A 23,129-nucleotide genomic window follows, 5' to 3' on the forward strand; every position below is an offset into this window, starting at 1 on the left:
GGAGCCTCGATTCCGGATATTGTTCTCGTAAAGATTCGACGATCTTTACAGGAGGCGAAGATGCCCGACCCCTCGACCGATCTCATCACCCTCGGCAGGCGCATCCGGCACCATCGCAAGCTGCGCGAGCTCACCCTCGACCAGCTCGGCGCGCGGGTCGGCGTGGTGGGCAGCCAGCTCTCGCTCATCGAGAACGGGCGCCGCGAGCCGAAGCTCTCGCTGCTGCAGGCCATCTCGGTCGAGCTCGGGGTCTCGGTGCCCGAGCTGCTGAGCGGTGAGGCTCCGGATGCGCGCACGGCTCTCGAGATCGAGCTCGCCAAGTCGCAGGCCGGCCCGCTCTACGCCGCGCTCGGGCTTCCGGTGGTGCCGACGAGCCGCAACCTGCCGCTGGAGACCCTCGAATCGCTCGTGGGCCTCCACCGCGAGCTCACCCGCCGTGCCGGCGAATCGATCGCCACCCCCGAGGAGGCGCGGCGCGCGAACACCGAGAATCGCCTCGCCATGCGCGCCCTCGACAACTACCTGCCCGACCTCGAGCGGCTCGCCGAGGAGATGCTCGCCTCGGTGGGTCACACCACGGGCGCGCTCACGCATCGCAGCGTGTCGCTGCTCGCCGAGCGCCTGGGGTTCACCCTCATCTACGTCGACGACCTGCCGCACTCGGCGCGATCGGTGACCGATCTCGCGAACGGGCGCATCTACCTGCCGCCCGCGTCCATCCCGGGTGGCCACGGGCTCCGCTCGATGGCCCTGCAGGCGGTGGCGCACCGTGTGCTCGGTCACACGCCGCCCCAGAGCTACGCCGAGTTCTTGCAGCAGCGGCTCGAGATCAATTACTTCGCCGCCGCCTGCCTCATGCCGCAGACCGCCTCGGTGGCCTTCCTCCAGGCGGCGAAGCAGCGCAAAGACCTCGCTGTGGAGGACTTCCGCGACGCGTTCGGCGTCACCCACGAGGCGGCGGCGCTCCGGTTGACGAACCTCTCCACCTCGCACCTCGACATGACGGTGCACTTCTTGCGGGTGGGGGAGGACGGCGCTATCTACAAGGCCTACGAGAACGACGGCCTGCCCCTGCCGGTCGACGTGACGGGGGCCGTGGAGGGGCAGCTGGTGTGCCGCTACTGGGCCGCCCGGGGCGCCCTGGCCCGCACCAACCGCACCACGGAGTTCTACCAGTACACCGACACCCCCGCGGGCACCTTCTGGTGCGCCACGCAGACGGGAAAGACGGACGGCGGCTCGTTCTCCATCTCGTTCGGCGTGCCGTTCTCGCAGGCGAAGTGGTTCCGCGGGCGCGACACCGGCATGCGCCAGGTCTCGCGCTGCCCCGACGAGTCGTGCTGCCGCCGGCCCGCCACGGAGCTCGCCGACCGCTGGTCGGAGAACGCCTGGCCGAGCGCCAAACTGCACGCCCACATCCTCTCGCCCCTGCCCTCGGGCAAGTTCCCGGGCATCGACGACAACGAGGTCTACAGCTTCCTCGAGTCGCACTCGGGCTCCTGACCCGCGAGGGTCACGGCGCGATGAGGTCGTCGAGCTGGGCGGAGAGGCCGGCGCCGTCGGGGGCGTAGAGCCACGGGATGTCGGGGGTGGCGTGGTCGGGCTTCGAGCGGCCGCCGGCGAGCACGGCCTCGCTGGGCGAGAGCTGGCGGATGGCGACTGCCGCGACGTGGCCGGGGTGCTCCCGCGCGAACTCCCCGTAGATGGCCTCGTCGTGCTGCCCGTCGTCGCCGATGAGCACCCAGCTGATGGCGGGGAACTCCTCAGCGAGGCGGCGCAGGTTGGTCTTCTTGTGCTCGGGGCCCGAGCGGAAGAAGCGGTCAGGGGTGGGGCCCCAGTCGGTGAGCAGCAGCGGGCCGCGGGGATAGAGGTTGCGCGAGAGGAAGCGCGAGAGCGTGGGGGCCACGTTCCAGGCCCCGGTCGAGAGGTAGACCACGGGGATGCCGGGGTTCGACGCGGTGAGCCGTTCGAGGAACACCGCCATCCCCGGGGTGGGGGTGCGCGCGTGCTCGTCGAGCACGAAGGTGTTCCAGAACGCGAGGAAGGGCCGGGGGAGAGCCGTCACCATCACGGTGTCGTCGATGTCGCAGACGATGCCGTGCTCCACTCCGGGCGCCACGATGAAGACCGGCGCCTCCACCGCATCCGACCCCGGCGTGTGCATCGTGATGGTGTGCCAGCCGGGCTCGAGCTCCACGTCGACCGAGGTGTCGACCACCCCGCCGCGGTCGGCCTTGACCGTGCGCACGATGCCCTCGACCTCGATCGTCACGTCGACGTCGCCCACCGGCACGCTCGTGAAGCTGCGCCACCCGCGCACGCTCTCCTCGCGCCGCCGCCACAGCCGGGCACGCCGCGAGCCGGGCCGGGGCGGCTTGGCCAGCAGCACGCGGCCGAGCACCCGGATGCGGGTGACCGAGCCGTAGCCGGTGTACGGGATGACCGTCGGAAGGTGCCCTCGACGCCTCGCCCACCGTTCTCTGAACTCGTGGATCGCGTCGTCGATGCGCGCGGCACGGTGCAGTCGTGGTGCCGCGGCGGGATCTTCTGGCACGTCCCCAGTCTGTCACGAGCCCACGGCGCGCGGAGAAAGAGGGCAAGGACGATGCGCCGTCATGAATTAGACTCAGGAGTCGTAACAGGCGGAAGGACGGAACCGGTGGCTTACAACGACCTGATCGGCGGCGCTCTCACCTCGGGGGGCAAGGTTCGCAACGAACCCGTGCAGGCACGCAGCAGCGAGCGCATCGGGGCCTTGCTCGACGCCGCATCGCAGGTGGTGTCGGAGGTGGGCATCGAGCGCCTCACCACCGCCATGGTCGCCGAACGCGCTGGAGCGTCGATCGGTACGGTCTACCGCTACTTCCCCGACCGCATCGCGGTGCTCGCCGCGCTCAGCCTGCGCAGCTTCGAGCGGTTTCTGCGCGCCGGGGTCGAGAAGCTCGACGCGGCGAAGCCCGACACCCTCGTGGCGGCCTTCGACTGCCTCATCGACGCGGCGGCCGAACTGCACCGCACCGAGCCCGGCTACACCTCCATCCGGCTCTCCGACCAGGTGGCGCTGCCCGAGGTCGACGGCGGTTCCGCCATCGCGACCCGTACCGCCGGCCCTCTCGCGGCGGTGTTCGTGAGCGAACTCGGCATCACCGACGACGGCACGCTCGCCGAGCGTCTCGACGTGGCGCTGACCGTCGCCGACGCGCTCCTGGTGCGCGCGTTCATCATCGACCCGGCGGGCGACGAGGCGGCCATCGCGGTGTGCCGTGCTGTCGTGGCGACGCAGCTCGCCTGAGCGGCCGGTCACGATCGTGTGACGGTTCCTGACGTGCCCCCTTTGCGTTTCGCGCCAGGGATGTTTGGGTAGATCAGAGGATCGGAGCCCCGGTCCGTCGACGATTGGACCCGCCGTGATCGAGTTCCGTTCGGTGACGAAGCAGTTCCCCGACGGCACGGTCGCGGTGGACGACTTCGATCTCGTCATCCCGCCGCGCCAGACCACGGTGCTGGTGGGGTCGTCGGGGTGCGGCAAGACCACGCTGCTGCGCATGATCAACCGCATGATCGACCCGAGTTCGGGCAGCATCCTCATCGACGGCGAGGACACCGCGAAGCTCGCCCCGGTGCAGCTGCGCCGCCGCATCGGCTACGTGATGCAGAACTCGGGTCTGCTGCCGCACCGGAAGGTCGTCGACAACGTGGCCACGGTGCCGCTGCTGAACGGCGTGCCCAAGGGGGAGGCGCGCGAGCGCGCGCTCGAACTGCTCGACACCGTCGGGCTCGACCGCTCGCTCGCCACCAAGTACCCGCGGCAGCTCTCCGGCGGCCAGCAGCAGCGCGTGGGCGTGGCGCGCGGGCTCGCGGCCGACCCGAACATCCTGCTCATGGACGAGCCCTTCGGCGCCGTCGACCCGATCGTGCGGGCCGAGCTGCAGCGCGAGACGATCCGCCTGCAGCAGGAGCTCGGCAAGACGGTGGTGTTCGTCACCCACGACATCGACGAGGCGTTCCTGCTCGGTCACCAGGTCGTCATCCTGCAGAAGGGCGGCCACATCGCCCAGCTGGGTTCCCCGGCCGAGATCCTCGCGAACCCCGCCGACGACTTCGTGGCCACCTTCGTGGGCGCCGACCGGGGCAAGCGGGCCCTCCGCATCCAGCGGGTCGACGGCCGCGACGTCGTGGTCGACCAGAACGGCACACCCACGGGAGTGCTGCAGCCGTGAAGTGGCTCGAGTCGAACCTCGACCTGGTGTGGGAGCTGATGGTGGACCACGTGGCGCTGTGCGTGCCGCCCATCCTGCTGGGTTTCGTCATCTCCATCCCGATCGGCTGGCTCGCGAACCGCTACCGGCCCTCGCGCGGCGTCATCCTCGTGGTGCTCGGTCTCCTCTACACGATCCCGTCGATCCCGCTCTTCGTGTTCATGCCGATCGTGCTCGGCACCCCGTTGCTGTCGCCGGTGAACGTGGTGGTGGCGCTCACCATCTACGCCGTGGCGCTCATGGTGCGCACCGCGGCCGACGGGCTGGCCTCGGTCGACCGCGACGTGCTGCAGGCGGCGTCGGCCATGGGCTACTCGTCGTGGCAGCGGTTCTGGCGGGTGGAACTGCCGCTGTCGGGCCCGGTGCTGCTCTCCGGCCTCCGCGTGGTGTCGGCGAGTACCGTGAGCCTCGCCACCCTCGGCGTCATCATCGGTGTGCAGAGCCTCGGCTACCTGTTCACCAACGGGTTCCAGCGCAACATCCCGATCGAGGTGGTGACGGGCATCGTGGCGACTCTGCTCATCGCGGTGGTGTTCGACCTGCTGCTCGTGCTGCTCGGCCGGGTGCTGCTGCCGTGGAGCCGGGGTGACGGGCGGCAGGATGCGCGGCGCGCGCGCCGCCGCACGGCCACCCTGGTGGCGGAGGGCATCTCGTGAACCTCATCCTCGGCGGCATCGCCTGGATCCTCGACCCCGCCAATCAGACCGGCCCGAACGGCTGGTTCGCACGCCTGGCCGAGCAGCTGGGCTACACCTTCGGCGCGGTCGCGATCGCGGCCGTCATCGCCATCCCGCTCGGCTACCTGGTCGGGCACACCGGCAAGGGGCGCGACCTCGCGGTCTCGATCTCGGGAGGGCTGCGCGCCCTGCCGAGCCTGGGCGTGCTCATCCTGTTCGGCTTCGCCCTCGGCATCGGCTTCAAGGCGCCGCTGCTCACCCTCGTGGTGCTGGCGATCCCGCCGTTGCTGGCAGGGGCCTACTCGGGTTTCGAGGCGATCGACCGGCGCACGGTCGACGCGGCTCGTGCGGTCGGCATGACCGAGCTGCAGGTAGTGGGCAAGGTGGAGGTGCCCCTCGGGCTGCCCCTGCTCATCGGGGGAGTGCGCTCGAGCATTCTGCAGGTGGTCGCGACCGCGACGCTGGCCGGTTACATCGGCGGCGGGGCGCTCGGCACGTACATCTTCCAGGGCGCGGCCACGCGTGATTACGAGCAGATGCTCGGCGCGTCCATCCTGGTCACCGCCCTCGCACTGGTGCTCGAAGGAATCTTCGCGCTGCTGCAGAAGTTGGTGGTTCCACGCGGCGTCGTCGCGAAAGAGCCTCAAGAGGTCCGCACGCGGTCATCCCGTCCGCGTGCGGCGATGGGGAGTCCCATCCGAGAAGGGAAATGAATCACATGTTCACAGCCATGAAGAAAGGCCGGCTCGTCGCAGGGCTAGTCGCGGTCGGTGCGGTGGTCGCGCTGGCAGGGTGTGCGTCGAGCGATCCGCTGGGCACCACGTCCACGTCGGGGTCGAGCGAGGCGGCGGCGGGCGGCCCGATCGTGATCGGTTCGCAGGCCTACTACTCCAACGAGATCATCGCCGAGATCTACGCCCAGGCGCTCGAGGCCAACGGCATCGAGGTGACGCGCCAGTTCAACATCGGCCAGCGCGACGCCTACCTGCCCGCGCTCGAGAGCGGCGAGGTGCAGCTCTTCCCCGAGTACACCGGCAACCTGCTGCAGTACTACGACCCCGAGACCACCGCCAAGACCAGTGACGACGTCTACGCGGCCCTCGCCGACGCCCTCCCCGAGGGCCTCGAGGTGCTCGATCAGTCGCCGGCGACCGACCAGGACTCCTACAACGTCACCAAGGAGTTCTCCGAGGCCAACGGCGTCACGAGCCTCGACGACCTCGCCGCGGTCACCACGCCCATCACGCTCGGCGGCAACTCCGAGCTGCAGACCCGCCCCTACGGCCCCGAGGGTCTGCTCAGCACCTACGGTGTCACCGTCGGCTTCACGGCCATCGAGGACTCCGGTGGCCCGCTGACCATCCAGGCGCTGAAAGACAACACCGTGCAGATGGTGAACATCTACTCCGCCGACCCGAACATCAAGACCTCGGGTCTGGTCACGCTGGAAGACCCGAAGGGCCTCTTCCTCGCCTCGAACGTGGTGCCGCTCATCAACACCGACGCGGCCACCCCCGAGGTGACCGAGGTCATCAACAAGGTCAGCGCCGCCCTCACCGCGGCCGACCTGGTCGACCTCAACTCGCAGAGCGTCAACGACCAGGAGTCGGCCGAGGACATCGCGAGCGGCTGGCTCGAGAAGGTGGCGCTCTTCTAGGCAGAAGGCTACGTCCCGCGATCCCCCGGTAGTGATTACTCATCACAGCCCGGGGGATTGCGGCGTTAAGGTCGCACGGACCCCCTCCCTCGACACCCCCCTCGGAGAGTTCGTGAAGACCCGTTCCACCATGCCCGCCCTCATCCTGGCCGTCGCGACCGCCGGCTTGCTGCTCGTCGGTGGCGGCACAGCAGCTCACGCATCCATACCGATGGTCATGCTGCCGGGCGTCGCCTCCACCGACCAAGTCGCGGTCGACTCTCCGCTGCATCGCGTCTTCGTGCTGGGCGACAGTTCCGCCCGTCCGTCGTCGCGCGTGCTATCGATCATCGACTCCCGGACCGATACGGCGGTCGGGGGGTCGCTCTCCGCTCCGGGTGCCGACTTCCTCGCGACCGACCCCGTCGGTCATCGGGTGTACCTGGTCGATGGTGACGCCGGAACCCTTCAGATCGTCGACGCACGCACCGGTGCCACGATCAGCGGTCCGACCCGGGTCGGTGAATCTCTGGGCGCCATCGCGGTCGACCCGTTCGCCGAGCGTGTGTTCGTCACCGACACGCGGCACCGGCTCCATGTGCTCGGCCGCGACGGGCTGCCCGTCAGGGCGCCTGTGTCGATTCCCGACAGCGGCACCAACCTCACGGTCGACTACATGAGGTCGAAGGTGTACGTGCCCCTGGACCGGGGCGGGGTGAGCGTCTACGACGAGTCGCTCGATCGCGTCACCACCACGATCGCCACCGCCGCCCCGGTCACCGACCTGGTGGCTGATCCGCTGGCCCACTCGGTGGCGATCGCGACGCCCGGCGGCCTCAGCACCATCGACACCACCATCGACACGATCGTCTTCGCGGCCCCCCTGCCGGCCACACCGAGTCGATCCATCGGGGTCGACATCGTCAGTCACGTCTACTACGTCACGGGCGACGACGACACCGTCTTCGCGTTCCAGGGATCGGAGCTCACCCGTCTCTCATGGGACGACGCGGGCTCGATGGGAGTCGACTACCTGCTGCACAAGATCTACGCCGCCCAGCTCGGCAAGCCGTGGGTGACCGTCGTCACACGGTGACGACTCGCGCGGTCACCGCTCCGAGGACTCGCCTTCCCGGGCTTCGGCGTCGCCTGACGTACCCTCCATATGACGCGCCTCGGCGCGGTGGATGAGCTTCTTCACCACGAAGACCGCCACCACGAAAAGGGCGATCACCCCCACGAAGAGGTAGCCGGCCCAGTGCAGTTCGCGAGAGAGTTCTCGGTAGGACCCGGCGGCGAAGGTGCCGACGGAGACGTAGGCGAAGGCCCAGATGACGCACGCCGGCACCGTCCAGCGCATGAAGGTGCGATAGCGCATCGGGCTCATACCGACCGTGAGGGGGATGAGCGAGTGCAGCACCGGGATGAAGCGCGACAGGAACACGGCGATGCCGCCCCGCCGGGCGAGGTAGTTCTCGGCCCGCACCCAGTTCTTCTCGCCGATGCGGCGGCCGAGCCGGCTGGCGCGGAGCTTCGGGCCGAACCAGCGCCCGATGGCGAACCCCAGGCTCTCGCCGCACAGGGCTCCGACGATCACCACGGCCACCAAGGCGATGTATTCAAGCGGGGATGCAACCCCGGTCGCCGCGACGATCACCACGGTGTCGCCCGGAACGATCAGGCCGATCAGCACGCTCGTCTCGAGCATGATGGCTACCCCAGCCAAAAGCGTTCTGACCAGGGGGTCTACCGACTGGACCGTATCCAGGATCCAGGACAGCGCCTCGTTCATGCCTGTATTCCACACCGCATGCACAGAACTCTAGCGGAGCAACCATGGGAAAGCCCGATGGTGCATTTTGCTTGTATACAAGTCGCTATGATGGGGCTGTGGCCACGAGCCTGACAAGGAGCATCCCGTGAACGATCTTCTCGACCCACTCTTACTCTCGCGGTGGCAGTTCGGCCTGACCACCATCTACCACTTCCTCTTCGTGCCGCTCACCATCGGCCTCGCCGTGACGGTCGCGATCTTCCAGACCGCGTGGGTGCGCAGTGACAAGACGAAGTACCTCCAGCTCACCCGCTTCTTCGGCAAGATCTTCCTCATCAACTTCGCCATGGGCGTGGTGACGGGAATCGTGCAGGAGTTCCAGTTCGGCATGAACTGGAGCGACTACTCGCGCTTCGTGGGCGACGTGTTCGGCGCCCCGCTGGCGCTCGAGGGTCTGCTCGCGTTCTTCCTCGAGGCCACCTTCATCGGGCTGTGGATCTTCGGGTGGAACCGGCTGCCGAGAAAGCTGCACCTCGTCACCATCTGGGCGGCCGCCGTCGGCAGCGTGCTCTCGGCGTACTTCATCATCGCCGCGAACGCGTTCATGCAGAACCCGGTGGGCTTCCAGATCAACGAGGCCAGGGGGCGGGCCGAGCTCACCGACATCTGGGCGCTGCTCACCAACAAGGTGGCGCTCGCGGCGTTCCCGCACACCATCTTCGCCTGCTTCATGGTGACCGCCGGCCTCATCATCGCGGCGGCCGCCTGGCACCTCTACCGCAACCAGCACCTCGAGACCATGCGCCCCGCGCTCAAGTTCGGGCTCTGGATGATGGTGGTCGCGGGCATCCTCACCGTGCTCTCGGGCGACCAGCTCGGCCTCGCCATGGTGGAGACGCAGCCCATGAAGATGGCTGCCGCCGAGGCGCTCTACAACACCTCGACGGGTGCCGCCGCATCGTTCTCGTTGTTCACGCTGGGCACGCCCGACGGCACCAGCGAGCTGTTCTCGATCCGCATCCCGTACCTGCTGTCGTTCCTGTCGACCCACACCCTCGACGGCACGGTGGAGGGCATCAACGACCTGCAGGCGCAGTACGTGCAGCTCTACGGCCCGGGCGATTACACCCCCACCATCTGGATCACCTACTGGGCGTTCCGCTGGATGATCGCCCTCGGCATGCTGCACGTGCTGGTGGCCGTGGTGGGCCTCTGGATGACCCGCAAGGGTCGCTCGCCCCGCTGGCGGTGGATGTGGCGAGTCGCCATCTGGGCCTTCCCCCTCTCGCTCGGCGCCATGATCGTGGGCTGGATCTTCACCGAGATGGGCCGCCAGCCCTGGATCGTGTTCAGCCTGCTGAAGACCGAAGACGCAGTCTCGCCCGGCATCACGGGCCTCGACGTGCTCATCTCGCTGATCGTGTTCACGCTGCTCTACGGCTCGCTCGCGGTGGTGGAGTTCAAGCTCATCAAGAAGGCCATCCAGAAGGGGCCCGACGCCCCGCCCCCGGTCGACGAGGAGACCGGTGAGCTCAAACACGAGGCGACGGTCTACTAGGAGCGCATGATGGATCTCACAATTCTCTGGTTCTGCATCGTCGGATTCCTCTTCGTCGGGTACTTCGTGCTCGACGGGTTCGACTTCGGCGTGGGCATGTCGCTGCCCTTCCTCTCGAAAGACGACACCGACCGCCGCGTGCTCATCAACACCATCGGCCCGGTGTGGGACCTCAACGAGACCTGGGTGATCGTGGCAGGCGCGGCGCTGTTCGCGGCCTTCCCCGAGTGGTACGCCACCCTGTTCAGCGGGTTCTACCTGCCGTTGCTGCTCATCCTGGCCGCGCTCATTTTGCGCGGGGTGTCGTTCGAGTACCGGCACCAGCGGCCCGAGGCGGCGTGGAAGCGGCGGTTCGACCGGATGATCGTGGTCGGCTCAGCCGTGCCCGCCTTCCTCTGGGGCGTGGCGTTCGCGAACATCGTGCGCGGGGTGCCGCTCGACGAGGGGCACAACTACATCGGCACCTTCTTCGACCTGCTGAACCCGTACTCGCTGGTCGGCGGCGTCACCACACTGCTGCTGTTCTTCGTGCACGGAGTGATCTTCGTGTCGCTGAAGACCGACGGCGAGATCCGTGAGCGGGCCCGCAGGCTCGCCGTGCGGGCGGGCGTGCTCACCATCGTGGTGGCCGCGGCGTTCCTGGTGTGGACCTCGCTCGCCTACGGCACCCTCGCATCCGTTCTGCTCTCGGCGGCCGCGGCCGTGGTGCTCATCGCCTCGTTCCTGGCCAACCTCAAGGGCCGCGAGGGGCTCGCGTTCGGCCTCATGGCCGGCACCATCGCCCTCGCGGTACTGAGCCTGTTCTTCGCGCTCTTCCCCGACGTCATGCCCGCCTCGAACGATCCGGCGAACAGCCTCACCATCGCCAACGCCTCGTCGTCGGAGTACACGCTCACGATCATGAGCTGGGTGGCGCTGGTGTTCCTGCCGCTCATCCTGGCCTACCAGGGCTGGACCTACTGGGTGTTCCGCAAGCGCGTGACACGCGCGCAGATCCCGGTCGAGGCACACTAGTACGGTGCGACCCCTCGATCCCCGGCTGCTGCGTTACGCCGCATCCGCCAGGGCGTTCTTCGCCGCGGGCGGCGTGCTGGCGCTCGTGCAGACGGCCACGGTGGTGGCGTTCGCCTGGCTCGTCACCCAGGTGATCGTGGGGGCGGTGCGCGGCTCCTCGCTGGAGGAGCTCGCACCGTCGTTGGCGGCGCTCGCCGCGGTGATCGCGGTGCGGTTCGTGGTGGCCTGGCTCGGCGAGGTGAACGCCACGCGCGGGGCGGCGAAGGTGAAGAGCCAGTTGCGCGGGCGGCTGCTCGACGCGATCGACCGGCTCGGGCCCGGCTGGCTCGCGTCGCGCAGCAGCACGGCGGTGGGGGTGACCGCGGGCCAGGGGCTCGACGCGCTCGACACCTACTTCGCCCGCTACCTGCCGCAGTTACTGCTCACCGCGATCGCGACCCCGATCATCCTGGTCGTCATCTGGTGGCAGGACTGGATCTCGGGGCTCACCGTCACGGTCACGCTGCCGCTCATCCCGGTGTTCATGATCCTCATCGGTCTCGCCACGCAGGCCGTGCAGCAACGGCAGTGGGAGCGGCTGCAGCGGCTGTCGACGGCCTTCCTCGATGTGGTGGGCGGGCTGTCGACCCTCACGGTGTACGGCCGCCAGCACCGGCAGGCCGCGCGCATCCGCAGCGTCACCGAGGACTACCGCTCGCAGACCATGAAGGTGCTGCGCATCTCGTTCCTCAGCGGGTTCGCGCTCGAGCTGGCGGCGAGTCTCTCGGTGGCGCTCGTGGCGGTGTCGATCGGCGTGCGGCTCATCGACGGCTCGCTCGGGCTGGGGGTGGGGCTGTTCGTGCTGCTGCTCGCACCCGAGGCGTTCCTGCCGCTGCGGAACGTGGGGGCGCAGTTCCACGCGGCCGCCGACGGTGTCGCGGCCTCCACCGAGGTGCTCGAGATCCTCGACGAGGCGGGTGCTGCGCGATCGACCCGTCACGACGTGCCCTCCGGTGGCGCCGAGAGGGCACTTACTGACGGGTCGATCGCTGCTGCGCCCATGGGGCTCGAGCTCGAGGGAGTGGGGGTGCGGTACGGCGACGCCGTGGCGTTCGAGGGCCTGTCGGGGCGGGTGGAGGCGGGCGCGGTGACGGCGGTGGTGGGCCCGAGCGGCAGCGGCAAGTCGTCGCTCGTGGCGGCGCTGCTCGGGTTCGTCGCGGGCGAAGGGCGGATGCTCGTGGACGGTGTCGACGTCACCGGCGACCCGGCACCGCGACCCTGGCTGGCGTGGGCGGGGCAGCGGGCGACGGTGCTGCCCGGAACGGTGCTGGCGAACGTCGCGCTCGGAGACGCCGCGCCCGACGCCGCGGAGGCGAGGCGTGCGCTCGACGGCGTGGGCGCATCCGGGATCGCGTTGGAGACCGTGATCGACTCGCAGGGCGGGGGGATCTCGGGTGGACAGGCGCAGCGGGTGGCGAGCGCGCGTGCCGTCTACCGCGCGCGGAGGCTCGACTGCCGCGTGGCGGTGTTCGACGAGCCGACGTCGGCCCTCGACGCCGAGACGGAGCGGGTGTTCGCCGGGTGTCTGCGGGAGCTGGCCGACGAGGGCCGGGTGGTGCTGGTGGTGACGCACCGGCCGGCACTGGTGGAGACGGCGGATGCGGTGATCGCGTTCGGTGCGGGTGCGGGTGCGGGTGCGGGTGCGGGTGCAGGTGCCGGTGCGGGCGAGGGGGTCGCGGATGCGGCTGTGCGGTCGGGGGGTGCCCGGTGAGGCGCCGCGAGGTGCTGCGGCTCGCTCAGCCGAGCCTGCGCCGGTTTCTGCCCGGGGTACTCTTCGGCCTGCTGAGCGCACTGTGCGCGGTCGGGCTGCTCGCCACCGCCGCCTGGCTCATCACGCGGGCCGCGGAGATGCCGCCCATCCTGTATCTCTCCGCCGCCATGGTGGGCGTGCGCGCCTTCGCGCTCGGCCGCGCCGCCTTCCGCTACGTGGAGCGCCTCACCAGCCACGACGCCGCGTTCGCAACCCTGCCCGAACTGCGGGTGGGCGTCTACGAGCGCCTCGTTCCGGTGGCGCCCGACGGGCTGGGCGGCACCCGCCGCGGCGATCTGCTCACGCGACTGGTCTCCGACGTCGACGAGCAGCAGAACCTGCCGCTGCGTGTGGTGCAGCCGCTCGTGGTGTCGGCCGCCGCGGCCGTGGCGAGCGTGGTGGTGGTGTGGGTGCTGCTGCCCGCCGCCGGGCTGGTGCTGCTCGTCGCGCTCGTGGCCGCCTTCGTTCTCGGCACGGTGGTGAACGCCGTGGTGTCAGGGCGTGCGGAGCGTGAGTCGGCCGGGTTGAGGGGCGACTACCAGGCCGCCCTCGCCGACCACTTGGGCGCGCTCGACCTGCTCACCGCCTACGGCGCTCTCGGTGCCGGCCGCGAGGCGCTGGCGCGAGCGGATGCGGCGCTCACCTCCGCGGGTCTGCGCCGGTCGGCGGGCGCAGGGGCGGCCGCGGCGCTCGTGACGCTCGTGTCGGGTGCCGCGACCCTCGGCATCCTGCTGGTGGGAGTGCCGGCGCTCGGGGGCGGCTTCGACGGCCCGGCTCTCGCCCTCGTGGCCCTGGTGCCCATGGCGGTGTTCGAGGTGGTGGCGATGGTGCCGCTCGCCGCGGGCGCCTGGCGGCAGGTCGCGGCGAGTGCCGACCGCATCGCGACGGTGGTGCCCGACGAGGTGCCCGCGGGCATCCCGGTCGACGGCCCTGAGGCGGCGGAAGCCGTGCCGGCCGGGCCGGTGAGGCTCGCGCTGAAGGGCGTGACCGCGCGCTGGCCCGGGGCGACGGTCGATGCACTCTCCCCGGTGTCGTTCGAGGTCGGGCCCGGCGATCGCGTGCTGGTGCGGGGCGACAGCGGGGCGGGCAAGACCACGCTGGCGCACGTGCTCGTGCGCTTTCTCGACCACGGTGGCGAGTACACGCTCGGCGGGGTGCCGGTCGAGCGCATCCCGGCCGACGCGGTTCGCCGCGTGGTGGGCCTGTGCGAGCAGCGCCCCTACCTCTTCGACGACGACATCAGGCAGAACCTGCTGTTCGCGCGCGACACCGCGACCGACGCCGAGCTCGAGGCCGTGCTCGACAGAGTGGGGCTCGGCGACTGGATGCGCGCGCGAGGCGGACTCACGGCGCGGGTGGGTGATCGAGGCGCGCTGGTCTCGGGAGGTCAGGCGCAGCGCATCGCGCTGGCTCGGGCCCTCCTCGCGGGATTCCCGGTGCTCGTGCTCGACGAGCCGACCGCGAACGTCGACCCCGATCGGGCCGACGCCCTGCTGCGCGATCTGCTCGCCGCGGCGGGGGACGACGGGCGCTCTGTGGTGCTCATCTCGCACACGCCGGTGCCCGACGAGCTCCTGACGCGCACGGTTCGGCTCGGCTAGAGCGGGCGGCGGAGCGCCTCGAGCCTGCGGTTCCAGGTGACCGCGCGGCGGGGGCGAGGATCGAGCGCCGGTCCACCGATCCAGTGGTCGACCACCGAGATGCCGTGCAGGGCGCTCACGATCCACAGCTCGCACCCCTCGAGGTCGCCCGGGCGTGCCCGTTCCTCCACCACGCGGGTTCCGGTCGCCGTGGCGATGAGCCGGATGCTGCGGGCGGTGACGCTGTCGACCCGGGCCAGATCGCCGGCCGGTGCGGCGAGCACGTCTCCGCGCCACCAGAGCAGTGCCGAGCTGGCGCCGTCGGTGACGAGACCGTGGTCGAGCAGCACCAGCTCGTCGGCGCCGTTCTCCTGCGCCGCCGCCCGGAGGGCGATGAGATGCTCGAGGTCGGGCCCCTTCACGCGTGGCTCGCGCCGGGGATCGGGCCCGTCGTGCGTCACGAGCACTGCAGACGACCGGCGGCGGGGCGCCACCCGCACCCGCAGACGGAGCTCGCGGCGGCCGTCGTCGGTCTCGGCGAGCTCCACCCGCGGAAACAGGCCCGCGTCGCCGCCCGGCGCATCCTCACCGTCGGCTTTGAACGAACGGAGCCGGCCCATGGAGGCGCTCCAGAACGCGGCGACCTCCGACTCGGAGGGCGTACCGGTGTCGCTGCGCCCGCCCCGCGCACCCTGCCGCGAGGCCGCCGCGAGAAAGCGGGTGCGATGGGCGTCGAGGGCGCGCACGCTGCCCGCCGGCGTGACGAACCACGAATCGGCGGCGAGCAGTGCGCGATGGGCGGCGAGGTCGCGCTCGACGAGGGAGTCGCCCGTCCAGACGAACGAGGCCGGTGCGGATGCCACAGTGCCCCTTCCGTCGACGCGTCACGAATTACGCTAGTACAGTGCCGGCGCCGCTCCTTCGCAGAACCCTGAGCGGGCGGCACGACGCGGCAGCGGTCTTCGACGCCCTCTACTCGCGATCGGTGAATGCCTTCTGGCTCGACGGGGGAGCACATGCCTCGAGCGGCATGAGCTACCTCGGCGACTCGGAGCGCGTGCTCGAGGCAGTTTCGTGGGAGGCGCTGCTGGACGGGATCGGGATCGAGAGAGGCGAGGGCGGGCCCGGAATCCTGTCGCCGTACTCGGCCGCGAGTGCACCGCGCTTCGCACTCGGCTGGGTCGGCTGGCTGGGTTACGAGCTCGGCGTGCTCGGCGACGTGCCCTCACCGGGTGCTCGCGCATCCGTCACCCCCGTGGCGACGATGATGCGCGTCGATCGAGCCGTCGAGATCGACCACACCACCGGCGCCACCACCCTCCTCGCCCTCGACCGCACCGGCGCCCGCTCCTGGCTCGACACCACCACCCGCATCCTCGCCTCCCTCAGCGCATCGAGTGGGCGCACTCGGTCGCTCTCAGACACAGAAGCGACCGATCGCGCCCACTCGATCGCCGGCGGAGCCCGTGAGGTGAGGATGCGGCACGGGTTCGACGAGTACGCGGCCCTGGTGGAGGAGTGCCGCGAGGTCATCCGGGCCGGTGAGGCCTACCAGCTCTGTCTCACCAACGCGTTCGAGGTGGAGGGGGGCTTCGACCCCGTCGAGGTGCACCGGCGACTGCGGGCGTCGAGTCCGACGGCCCACGGCGGGCTCGTGCGAGCGGGCGACACCGCGCTGGTGAGCGCCTCGCCCGAGCAGTTCCTCACCGTGTCGCCGTCGGGTGTCGTCACGACCCGTCCGGTGAAGGGCACCCGCCGTCGCGACCCCGACCCGCGGCGCGACCGCGAGCTCGCCGCCGAGCTCGCGGCCAGCGACAAGGAGCAGGCCGAGAACCTCATGATCGTCGACCTCATGCGCAACGACCTCGCCCGGGTGTGCGAGCTCGGGTCGGTGGGCGTGACGAGGCTGCTGGAGGTGGAGTCGCTGCCGCAGGTGCACCAGCTGGTGTCGACCGTCGAGGGGCGACTGCGCGAAGGGCTCGGCGCCGTCGACGCGCTGGCGGCGTGCTTTCCGGCCGGATCGATGACGGGTGCGCCCAAGCTGAGCGCGATGGAGCACCTCGCCCGGCTCGAGGGGGCCCCGCGCGGCGTGTACTCGGGCGCCTTCGGGTACCTCTCCGACGACGGCTCCGCGGAGTTCTCGATGGTCATCCGCAGCATCGTCGTCACACCCGGGCGGGCCACCGTGGGGGCGGGCGGCGGCATCACGATCCTCTCCGACCCGGTGGCCGAGGTGGAGGAGACACGACTGAAGGCGGCGGCCCCGCTCGCCGCACTGGGGGCCGAGGTGCCCCCGTGGCCGGCCCCGCGCATCCGTTCGCCGCGGGAACACGGCGGCTTTTAGTACAGTTGTGCTTTGGTGCGCCGAGTGCGCCCCATCCTGAGCGACCCACTCTCTGGCTTCCATCGCCGCCGTGGGTTCGCCGCGCACGCAACGAATGAGAGTCACGTGGTCACCGAGAACACTGCAGCCGCCGCCGACCGAGACGACGCCGAGCGCTACGACTTCGCCGCCCTTCAGCAGAAGTGGCAGCCGCGTTGGGAGGAGCTGAAGCCCTTCCGCACCGACCTCGAGGGCGACAAGCGCCCCCGCAAGTACGTGCTCGACATGTTCCCCTACCCCTCGGGCGACCTGCACATGGGTCACGCCGAGGCCTACGCGCTGGGTGACGTGATCGCGCGCTACTGGCGTCAGCAGGGCTTCAACGTGCTGCACCCGATCGGCTGGGACTCCTTCGGCCTGCCCGCCGAGAACGCCGCCATCAAGCGCGGTCTCGACCCCCGGCAGTGGACCTACGACAACATCGAGCAGCAGCACCGCAGCTTCAAGAAGTACGCCGGCTCGTTCGACTGGGACCGCGTGCTGCACACCAGCGACCCCGAGTACTACAAGTGGAACCAGTGGCTGTTCCTCAAGATGTACGAGAAGGGCCTGGCCTACCGCAAGGCGAGCTGGGTCAACTGGGACCCGGTCGACCAGACCGTGCTCGCCAACGAGCAGGTGCTGCCCGACGGCACCTCGGAGCGCTCGGGCGCGATCGTGGTGAAGAAGAAGCTCACGCAGTGGTACTTCCGCATCACCGACTACGCCGACCGCCTGCTCGACGACCTCAAGCAGCTCGAGGGCACCTGGCCGGCCAAGGTCATCGCCATGCAGCGCAACTGGATCGGCCGCTCGGTGGGCGCCGACGTCGACTTCGTCATCGAGGGGCGCGACGAGCCGGTGACGGTGTTCACCACCCGGCCCGACACGCTCTACGGGGCCACCTTCATGGTGGTGGCGCCCGACTCCGACCTGGCGATCGAGCTCGCCGCGGGGTCGCCGTCTCAGGATGCACGTGACCGCTTCGACACGTACCTCGCCGAGGTGCAGAAGTCGTCGGAGACCGAGCGGCAGGCCACCGACCGGCCGAAGACGGGAATCTTCCTCGAGCGGTATGCCATCAACCCGGTCAACGGCGAGCGCCTCCCCATCTGGGCCGCCGACTACGTGCTGGCCGACTACGGTCACGGTGCGGTGATGGCCGTGCCCGCGCACGATCAGCGCGACCTCGACTTCGCGCGCGCCTTCGGGCTGCCGGTGAAGGTCGTGGTGGACACCCTGGCGCCGGTGACCGGCGTCATCCCGGTGATCGACCCCGACGACCTGCCCGAGCTCGAAGACCTCGACCCCGGCACCACCGGCGTCGCGCTGGCGGGCGAGGGGCGGCTCATCAACTCCGGCCCGCTCGACGGGCTGTCGAAGTCGAACGCCATCCGCAAGATCATCGAGATCCTCGAGGCGGCGGGCACCGGCCGGCCGGCCAAGAACTACCGGCTGCGCGACTGGCTCATCTCGCGACAGCGCTACTGGGGCACGCCCATCCCGATCATCCACGGGGCCGACGGCTCCGAGCATCCCGTGCCCGAAGACCAGCTGCCGGTGCTGCTGCCGGCCACCGAGGGACTGAATCTCACGCCTAAGGGGTCGTCGCCGCTCGGTGCGGCCTCTGACTGGGTCAACGTGCCCAACCCCGTCGACGGCACGCCCGCCCTCCGGGACCCCGACACCATGGACACCTTCGTCGACAGCTCGTGGTACTTCCTGCGCTTCCTGTCGCCGCACGACGACACGCAGGCGTTCGACCCGAAGCAGGTCGACACCTGGGCACCGGTCGACCAGTACGTGGGCGGCGTCACGCACGCCATCCTGCACCTGCTCTACGCGCGCTTCATCACGAAGGTGCTGTTCGATCTCGGCTACGTGAACTTCACCGAGCCGTTCAGCGCGCTGCTCAACCAGGGCATGGTGCTCATGGACGGCTCGGCGATGTCGAAGTCGAAGGGCAACCTGGTGCGCCTGTCCGACCAGCTCGACGAGCACGGGGTCGACGCGGTGCGCCTCACCATGGCGTTCGCCGGGCCCCCGGAGGACGACATCGACTGGGCAGACGTGTCGCCGGCCGGGTCGGCGAAGTTCCTGGCGCGGGCCTGGCGGCTCACGGCCGACGTCACCTCGGAGCCGTCGGTGAACTGGCGCGACGGCGACCGGGCGCTCCGGCGCGTGACGCACCGGTTCCTCGCCGAGGCGCCGGGGCTCATCGAGGCGTTCAAGTTCAACGTGGTGGTGGCGCGGCTCATGGATCTCGTGAACGCCACCCGCAAGGCCATCGACTCGGGCCCCGGCGGCGGTGACCCCGCCGTGCGCGAGGCCGTCGAGACCATCGCTCTCGGGTTGTCGCTGTTCGCGCCCTACACGGCCGAGGACATGTGGGAGCGGCTCGGCTACGAGCCGTCGATCGCCAATTACGGCTGGCGGGGTGCGGATGCGTCGCTGCTCACCGAGGAGACCGTCACGGCGGTCGTGCAGGTCGACGGCAAGGTGCGCGACCGGCTCGAGGTGTCGCCCAAGATCGACGGGGCGGCCCTGGAGGCCGAGTCGCGCGGACTGGCGTCGGTGCAGCGGTCGATCGGTGACCGGGAGATCGTGACGGTGGTGGCGCGGGCGCCGCGGCTGATCAACTTCGTGACGAAGCCTCGCGCCTAGTCTCTGCTCCTGCGCGCCAGCGCTCCAGCACTCCTGCACAGAAGCGGATGTCCGGGGCCTCGTCCCCAGATTCATCCTGTCGCGGGCTGCGAGGGGGTGAGGTCTCTACCGTGACGGCATGACCGTTCACGACGAGACCACCACCCCGCTGCCACCGCTCGCGACGGCTGCCCGTCGAGAGCTGCGTTCGGGCACGAGCGATCCTCCTGAGCGTGGCGCCGGGTTCCGGCTGAGGGTGGGGGCGGGCGCGGCCGTCGTGCTCGTCATCGCGGTGCTGGTGGTGTCGGTGCTCGTGACCGCGCTGTCGCCGGTGGGGGCCACCACGATCGTGGCGAGTGGCCCTTCCGGCACACCGTCCGCACCGCCCGTGTCTGTGTCGTCTCACACTCCGTCGCCCTCGCTGTTGCCGTCGCCGGTGTCGCCGGTGCCGTCGGTGGTGACGGTGCACGTGCTCGGGGCGGTCGGCGCTCCAGGGGTCTACGAGCTGCCGGTGGGTTCGAGGGTGGTCGACGGCGTGGAGGCGGCTGGCGGCCTGGCGGAGTCGGCCGATGCGGGGTCGGTGAATCTCGCTCGACCCTTGGTCGACGGCGAGCAGCTGCGGGTGCTGTCGGTGGGGGAGGAGGTGCCTCGTGTGCCGACAGGGCCCGAGCCCGGCGCCTCAGGCGCCGCTGCGTCCGTCGAGCCCGCTGCGGGTGCTGGAGCGGGCGCCCTGATCGATCTCAACCGGGCTACCGCGATGGAACTCGAATCACTCCCGCGCATCGGGCCCGCGATGGCCGCTCGTATCGTGGAGTGGCGCGATCAGAACGGTGGCTTCTCGGCGGTCGACGATCTGCTGCAGATCACGGGCATCGGCGACAAGACCTTCGAGGGCCTCCGCGACCTCGTCACGGTCTGACCCGCCCTGTCACACCGTGAGCGGTGATGTCAGACTCGTCGTCCCCGCGGGCGTCGCCTGGGGCGTGGCGGCGCTGCTCATCGGGGCACCTCGCCTCGCGGCATGGGCCGCCGCTGTGCTGTGGGTCGTCGTCGGCGTCCTGGTCGTCGCTGCTCTCCATCAGGTGCGTGCACGCGGTCGGCACGGACTCGATGCCGGTCGAACGCGGGGTGGGCACTCTCGGCGCGAGCGGCTCCGTGGCCGGGGCGTGCGGGCGCTGGGTCTCGTCCTGGTGACGGTGTCTGCATCAGCAATCGTGTGCACTGCGGTGGCGGTGGCGCTTCCCTCGCGTCATCCTTCCGACCTGCTCCCTGAACCCGGTGTGCGATCGGGCACCGCCGTGCTCACGGTCACCGGGCTGCCCGAGAGGGCCTCCTCGACCCCCTTCGAGGTGGCGGGCTCGCCCCCGCGGGTGCTCTTCGACGCGGAGCTCCGCAGTTTCACGACGGGCGGCCGGCAGCACCACCTGCGATCGCCGGTGCTGGTGTTCGCGAGCGCAGCGCATCCTGAGCGGCTCGCCCTCGGCAGCGAGATCAGGGTGGCCGGCCGCCTCACCTCCACGGAGCCCGGCGACTCACGTGAGTTCCTGTTCTTCGCCCGAGGATCGCCCGAGATCGTGGCGTCGCCCCCGGTCTGGCTGTCGTGGGCCGACCCCGTCCGTTCCGCGTTCCGAGACGCTGTGGCGGGGCTCCCGGGTGACGGCCGGCAGCTGCTCATCGGGCTCGCCATCGGTGACGACCGCGACGTCTCCGACGACCTCACCGAGGCGATGACCGTCAGCGGGCTCACCCACCTCACCGCCGTGTCGGGGGCCAACTGCGCCATCGTGGTCGGCGCGGTGGTGCTCGTCGGCGGTGCGCTCGGTCTCGGCCGGCGCCTCCGGGCGATGCTGGCGCTCAGCGTGCTGCTGATGTTCGTGGTGCTCGTCACGCCCGAGCCGAGCGTGCTCCGGGCAGCGACGATGGCTGTGGTCGTGCTGATCGCGTCGCTCGCCGATCGACCGGCGGCAGGGCTCCCGCCGCTCGGCGCCTCCATGCTCGTCTTGCTCGTGGCCGACCCCTGGCTCTCCCGCAGCGCGGGCTTCGCGCTCTCCGTGCTCGCCACCGCGGGTCTGCTGCTCTTCACCCGCCCGTTCGCCGCCGTGCTGGCGCGTGTGCTGCCGCGGCCGCTGGCGCTCGCCCTTGCGGTGCCGATCGCCGCCCAGCTCACCTGCCAGCCCGTCCTGTTCCTGCTCGCACCGCAGCTCACGCCCTACACGCTCGTCGCCAATCTGCTCGCCGAGCCTGCTGCGGCACTCGTCAGCGTGCTCGGGCTGATCACGTGCGTGCTGGCGGTGGTCTCGCCGAGGCTCGCCGAAGTGGTCGTGTGGTTGCCGTGGTTGCCCTCGGCCTGGATCGGGGCGGTCGCCCGATTCTGTGCCGGGCTGCCGTTGGCGGTGCTGCCGGTCGTCGACGGTCTCGCCGCGGCGCTCGTCGCGCTGGCGCTCATCCCGCTCGTCGCGTTCTGGCTGACCGCGTGGCGCACACGGCGCGGGATCGTGAAGGTCACTCTCGCTGCGGTCGTCGCCGTGGTCGTGGCGGTGATAGGGGCGTCAGCCGGGGGAGTGATCGCCCAGCGGGGCTCCATTCCCCACGACTGGACCTTCGCCGCCTGCGACATCGGGCAGGGCGACGCGGTACTCGTGCGCGACCCGCCGTCGGGCCGGGTCGCTCTCGTCGACACCGGCCCCGATCCGGAGCCGCTGGCCGCCTGCCTCGACACGCTCGCCATCGACCGGCTCGACCTCCTCGTGCTCACCCACTACGACCGCGACCACGTGGGCGGCCTCGACGCCGTGCTCGGCCGGGCCTCGACTGCCCTGGTCGGGCCGCCCGACGGTTCGGCCGATGAAAGGATGCTCACTGCCCTCACCGATGCCGGCACCGAGGTGGTGCCCGCCTCGCAGGATCTCGTCGGCGACCTCGGTGCCACCGGATGGCAGGTGCTGTGGCCACCCTCCGGCACGCGTCTGCGCGGCAATGACGCGAGCGTCACCGTCCGGTTCGACGCGCCCGGGGGTGTGCGCTCGCTCTTCCTGGGCGACCTCGGCGAGCAAGCCCAGGATGCGTTGCTCGCGCAGGGCGAGGTGACACCGGTCGACGTCGTGAAGGTCGCCCACCACGGCAGTGCCGACCAGAGCGAGCGCCTTTACGCTGCTCTCGGAGCGCGTCTCGGCCTCATTTCGGTCGGCGCCGACAACGGCTACGGCCACCCCACCCCCTCGCTCCTCGCCCTCCTCGGCCGCACCGCCACCACCCCCTTCCGCACCGACCTCTCAGGCCTCGTCGTCGTCACCACCCACGGCCACGACCTCACCGTCTGGACCGAGCGCGACCCCGCCACCCCGGAATCGCTCGGCTCCGTCTCCATGTCCCCAGCGCGTACTTCACCGCGCCCCCTACGTCGTGTCGATGCCGCCCCGCGCTACCACCCCCCGACCGCGCCTCTGTCGCGTCCGTGCCCCCGTTACCGCGCTCGTGCGTGTCGCATCCGCGCACGTGTCTCCGCGCTCGCGCGTGTCGCATGTGCGCGCCTGTCTCCGCGCTCGCCGATGTCGCGTCCGAGCCCCGTGCTCCCGCCGCTGCACCTACCCGTGTCGCGCCGGCGCCCGCGCACACCCGCCTCTCACTTCGACTTCCCCACTCCGACCCCACCTCCGCGCCCAACCCGACCTCGCCTCGATCTCCACTCCCGTCGGTGCGGTGCGGTGCGGGGCGGGGTGGGTCGGTGCGGTGCGGGGCGGGGCGGTGCGGTGCGGTGCGGGGCGGGGCGGTGCGGTGCGGTGCGGTGCGGTGCGGGGCGAGGCTGTCGGCGGCGGACGGTAGTCTGAGGCGGTCGGA

General features: G+C 70.5%; 18 protein-coding genes. 15 read left to right on the forward strand and 3 right to left on the reverse strand.

Annotation, left to right across the window (positions count from 1 at the left end; translation table 11 throughout):
* Positions 1-60: 60 nt before the first annotated feature.
* Positions 61-1,503 (forward strand): helix-turn-helix transcriptional regulator, encoded by a 1,443-nt coding sequence (locus tag N1031_RS08745; RefSeq protein WP_259479227.1) that lies wholly within the window; start codon positions 61-63, stop codon positions 1,501-1,503.
* A 10-nt stretch (positions 1,504-1,513) separates the two neighbouring features.
* Here the strand turns inward: N1031_RS08745 and N1031_RS08750 are convergent, their stop codons facing one another.
* Positions 1,514-2,554 carry an App1 family protein phosphatidate phosphatase gene (locus N1031_RS08750; RefSeq protein ID WP_259479228.1) on the reverse strand — a complete coding sequence of 347 codons (1,041 nt, stop codon included), beginning with the start codon at positions 2,552-2,554 and terminating at the stop codon, positions 1,514-1,516.
* Between the two features lie 105 nt (positions 2,555-2,659).
* Here N1031_RS08750 and N1031_RS08755 point away from each other — a divergent pair, with 105 nt between their 5' ends.
* From N1031_RS08755 to N1031_RS08780, 6 genes are all read left to right on the forward strand, one after another.
* Positions 2,660-3,292, forward strand: a complete 633-nt coding sequence (locus tag N1031_RS08755; protein WP_259479229.1) for a TetR/AcrR family transcriptional regulator — start codon at positions 2,660-2,662, stop codon at positions 3,290-3,292.
* 115 nt (positions 3,293-3,407) lie between these two features.
* Entirely contained in the window at positions 3,408-4,220 is an 813-nt protein-coding gene (locus N1031_RS08760; protein WP_259479230.1) for an ABC transporter ATP-binding protein, read from the forward strand.
* The gene (locus N1031_RS08765) at positions 4,217-4,915 is read left to right on the forward strand and encodes an ABC transporter permease (protein WP_259479231.1); all 699 of its coding nucleotides are present in this window, start codon (positions 4,217-4,219) and stop codon (positions 4,913-4,915) included. The genes N1031_RS08760 and N1031_RS08765 overlap by 4 nt, the downstream gene beginning before the upstream one ends.
* Entirely contained in the window at positions 4,912-5,649 is a 738-nt protein-coding gene (locus N1031_RS08770) for an ABC transporter permease (RefSeq protein WP_375163625.1), read from the forward strand. The genes N1031_RS08765 and N1031_RS08770 overlap by 4 nt, the downstream gene beginning before the upstream one ends.
* 5 nt (positions 5,650-5,654) lie before the next feature.
* Positions 5,655-6,593, forward strand: coding sequence for an ABC transporter substrate-binding protein (locus N1031_RS08775; protein WP_375163626.1), 939 nt, complete (start codon positions 5,655-5,657; stop codon positions 6,591-6,593).
* Positions 6,594-6,705: 112 nt separating this feature from the next.
* Positions 6,706-7,668: a YncE family protein gene (locus N1031_RS08780; RefSeq protein WP_259479233.1), complete on the forward strand. Its 963-nt coding sequence runs from the start codon at positions 6,706-6,708 to the stop codon at positions 7,666-7,668.
* 12 nt (positions 7,669-7,680) lie between these two features.
* Here N1031_RS08780 and N1031_RS08785 read toward each other — a convergent pair whose 3' ends face one another.
* Positions 7,681-8,364 carry a DedA family protein gene (locus N1031_RS08785; protein ID WP_259479309.1) on the reverse strand — a complete coding sequence of 228 codons (684 nt, stop codon included), beginning with the start codon at positions 8,362-8,364 and terminating at the stop codon, positions 7,681-7,683.
* Between the two features lie 127 nt (positions 8,365-8,491).
* On the opposite strand from N1031_RS08785, the gene N1031_RS08790 reads away from it, so the two are divergent.
* Genes N1031_RS08790 through cydC form a run of 4 tightly spaced genes read left to right on the forward strand, consistent with a single transcriptional unit; the run spans position 8,492 to position 14,308 of the window.
* Positions 8,492-9,904, forward strand: a complete 1,413-nt coding sequence (locus tag N1031_RS08790; RefSeq protein ID WP_259479234.1) for a cytochrome ubiquinol oxidase subunit I — start codon at positions 8,492-8,494, stop codon at positions 9,902-9,904.
* Between the two features lie 9 nt (positions 9,905-9,913).
* Positions 9,914-10,918 carry a cytochrome d ubiquinol oxidase subunit II gene (gene cydB, locus N1031_RS08795; RefSeq protein WP_259479235.1) on the forward strand — a complete coding sequence of 335 codons (1,005 nt, stop codon included), beginning with the start codon at positions 9,914-9,916 and terminating at the stop codon, positions 10,916-10,918.
* Between the two features lie 4 nt (positions 10,919-10,922).
* Positions 10,923-12,668, forward strand: a complete 1,746-nt coding sequence (cydD, locus tag N1031_RS08800; RefSeq protein WP_259479236.1) for a thiol reductant ABC exporter subunit CydD — start codon at positions 10,923-10,925, stop codon at positions 12,666-12,668.
* Positions 12,665-14,308, forward strand: coding sequence for a thiol reductant ABC exporter subunit CydC (cydC, locus tag N1031_RS08805; RefSeq protein ID WP_259479237.1), 1,644 nt, complete (start codon positions 12,665-12,667; stop codon positions 14,306-14,308). Before cydD ends, cydC begins: the two co-directional genes overlap by 4 nt.
* Here the strand turns inward: cydC and N1031_RS08810 are convergent.
* Complete coding sequence (locus tag N1031_RS08810; RefSeq protein WP_259479238.1) at positions 14,305-15,150, reverse strand: aminotransferase class IV; 846 nt, start codon at positions 15,148-15,150, stop codon at positions 14,305-14,307. The genes cydC and N1031_RS08810 overlap by 4 nt on opposite strands.
* A 41-nt stretch (positions 15,151-15,191) precedes the next feature.
* Between N1031_RS08810 and N1031_RS08815 the strand changes: the two genes are divergently transcribed.
* The 4 genes from N1031_RS08815 (at position 15,192) to N1031_RS08830 (ending at position 23,119) form a co-directional block, all read left to right on the forward strand.
* Positions 15,192-16,631, forward strand: coding sequence for an anthranilate synthase component I family protein (locus N1031_RS08815; RefSeq protein WP_259479239.1), 1,440 nt, complete (start codon positions 15,192-15,194; stop codon positions 16,629-16,631).
* Between the two features lie 105 nt (positions 16,632-16,736).
* Complete coding sequence (leuS, locus tag N1031_RS08820) at positions 16,737-19,313, forward strand: leucine--tRNA ligase (RefSeq protein WP_259479240.1); 2,577 nt, start codon at positions 16,737-16,739, stop codon at positions 19,311-19,313.
* Positions 19,314-19,431: 118 nt separating this feature from the next.
* Positions 19,432-20,211 (forward strand): ComEA family DNA-binding protein, encoded by a 780-nt coding sequence (locus tag N1031_RS08825; protein ID WP_259479241.1) that lies wholly within the window; start codon positions 19,432-19,434, stop codon positions 20,209-20,211.
* A gap of 16 nt (positions 20,212-20,227) precedes the next feature.
* A complete protein-coding gene (locus N1031_RS08830) occupies positions 20,228-23,119 on the forward strand; it encodes a ComEC/Rec2 family competence protein (RefSeq protein ID WP_259479242.1) in 2,892 nt (963 codons plus the stop codon).
* Positions 23,120-23,129 lie beyond the last annotated feature (10 nt).

Source organism: Herbiconiux moechotypicola (genome assembly GCF_024979255.1).
GTDB classification, from domain to species: domain Bacteria; phylum Actinomycetota; class Actinomycetes; order Actinomycetales; family Microbacteriaceae; genus Herbiconiux; species Herbiconiux moechotypicola.

Bases quoted from the DNA above. Each gene is read 5' to 3' on its own strand.
- N1031_RS08825 (WP_259479241.1), top strand. From the start codon at position 19,432: ATGACCGTTCACGACGAGACCACCACCCCGCTGCCACCGCTCGCGACG.
- cydB (WP_259479235.1), top strand. From the start codon at position 9,914: ATGGATCTCACAATTCTCTGGTTCTGCATCGTCGGATTCCTCTTCGTC.
- N1031_RS08785 (WP_259479309.1), bottom strand. From the start codon at position 8,364: ATGAACGAGGCGCTGTCCTGGATCCTGGATACGGTCCAGTCGGTAGAC.
- N1031_RS08775 (WP_375163626.1), top strand. From the start codon at position 5,655: ATGTTCACAGCCATGAAGAAAGGCCGGCTCGTCGCAGGGCTAGTCGCG.
- N1031_RS08745 (WP_259479227.1), top strand. From the start codon at position 61: ATGCCCGACCCCTCGACCGATCTCATCACCCTCGGCAGGCGCATCCGG.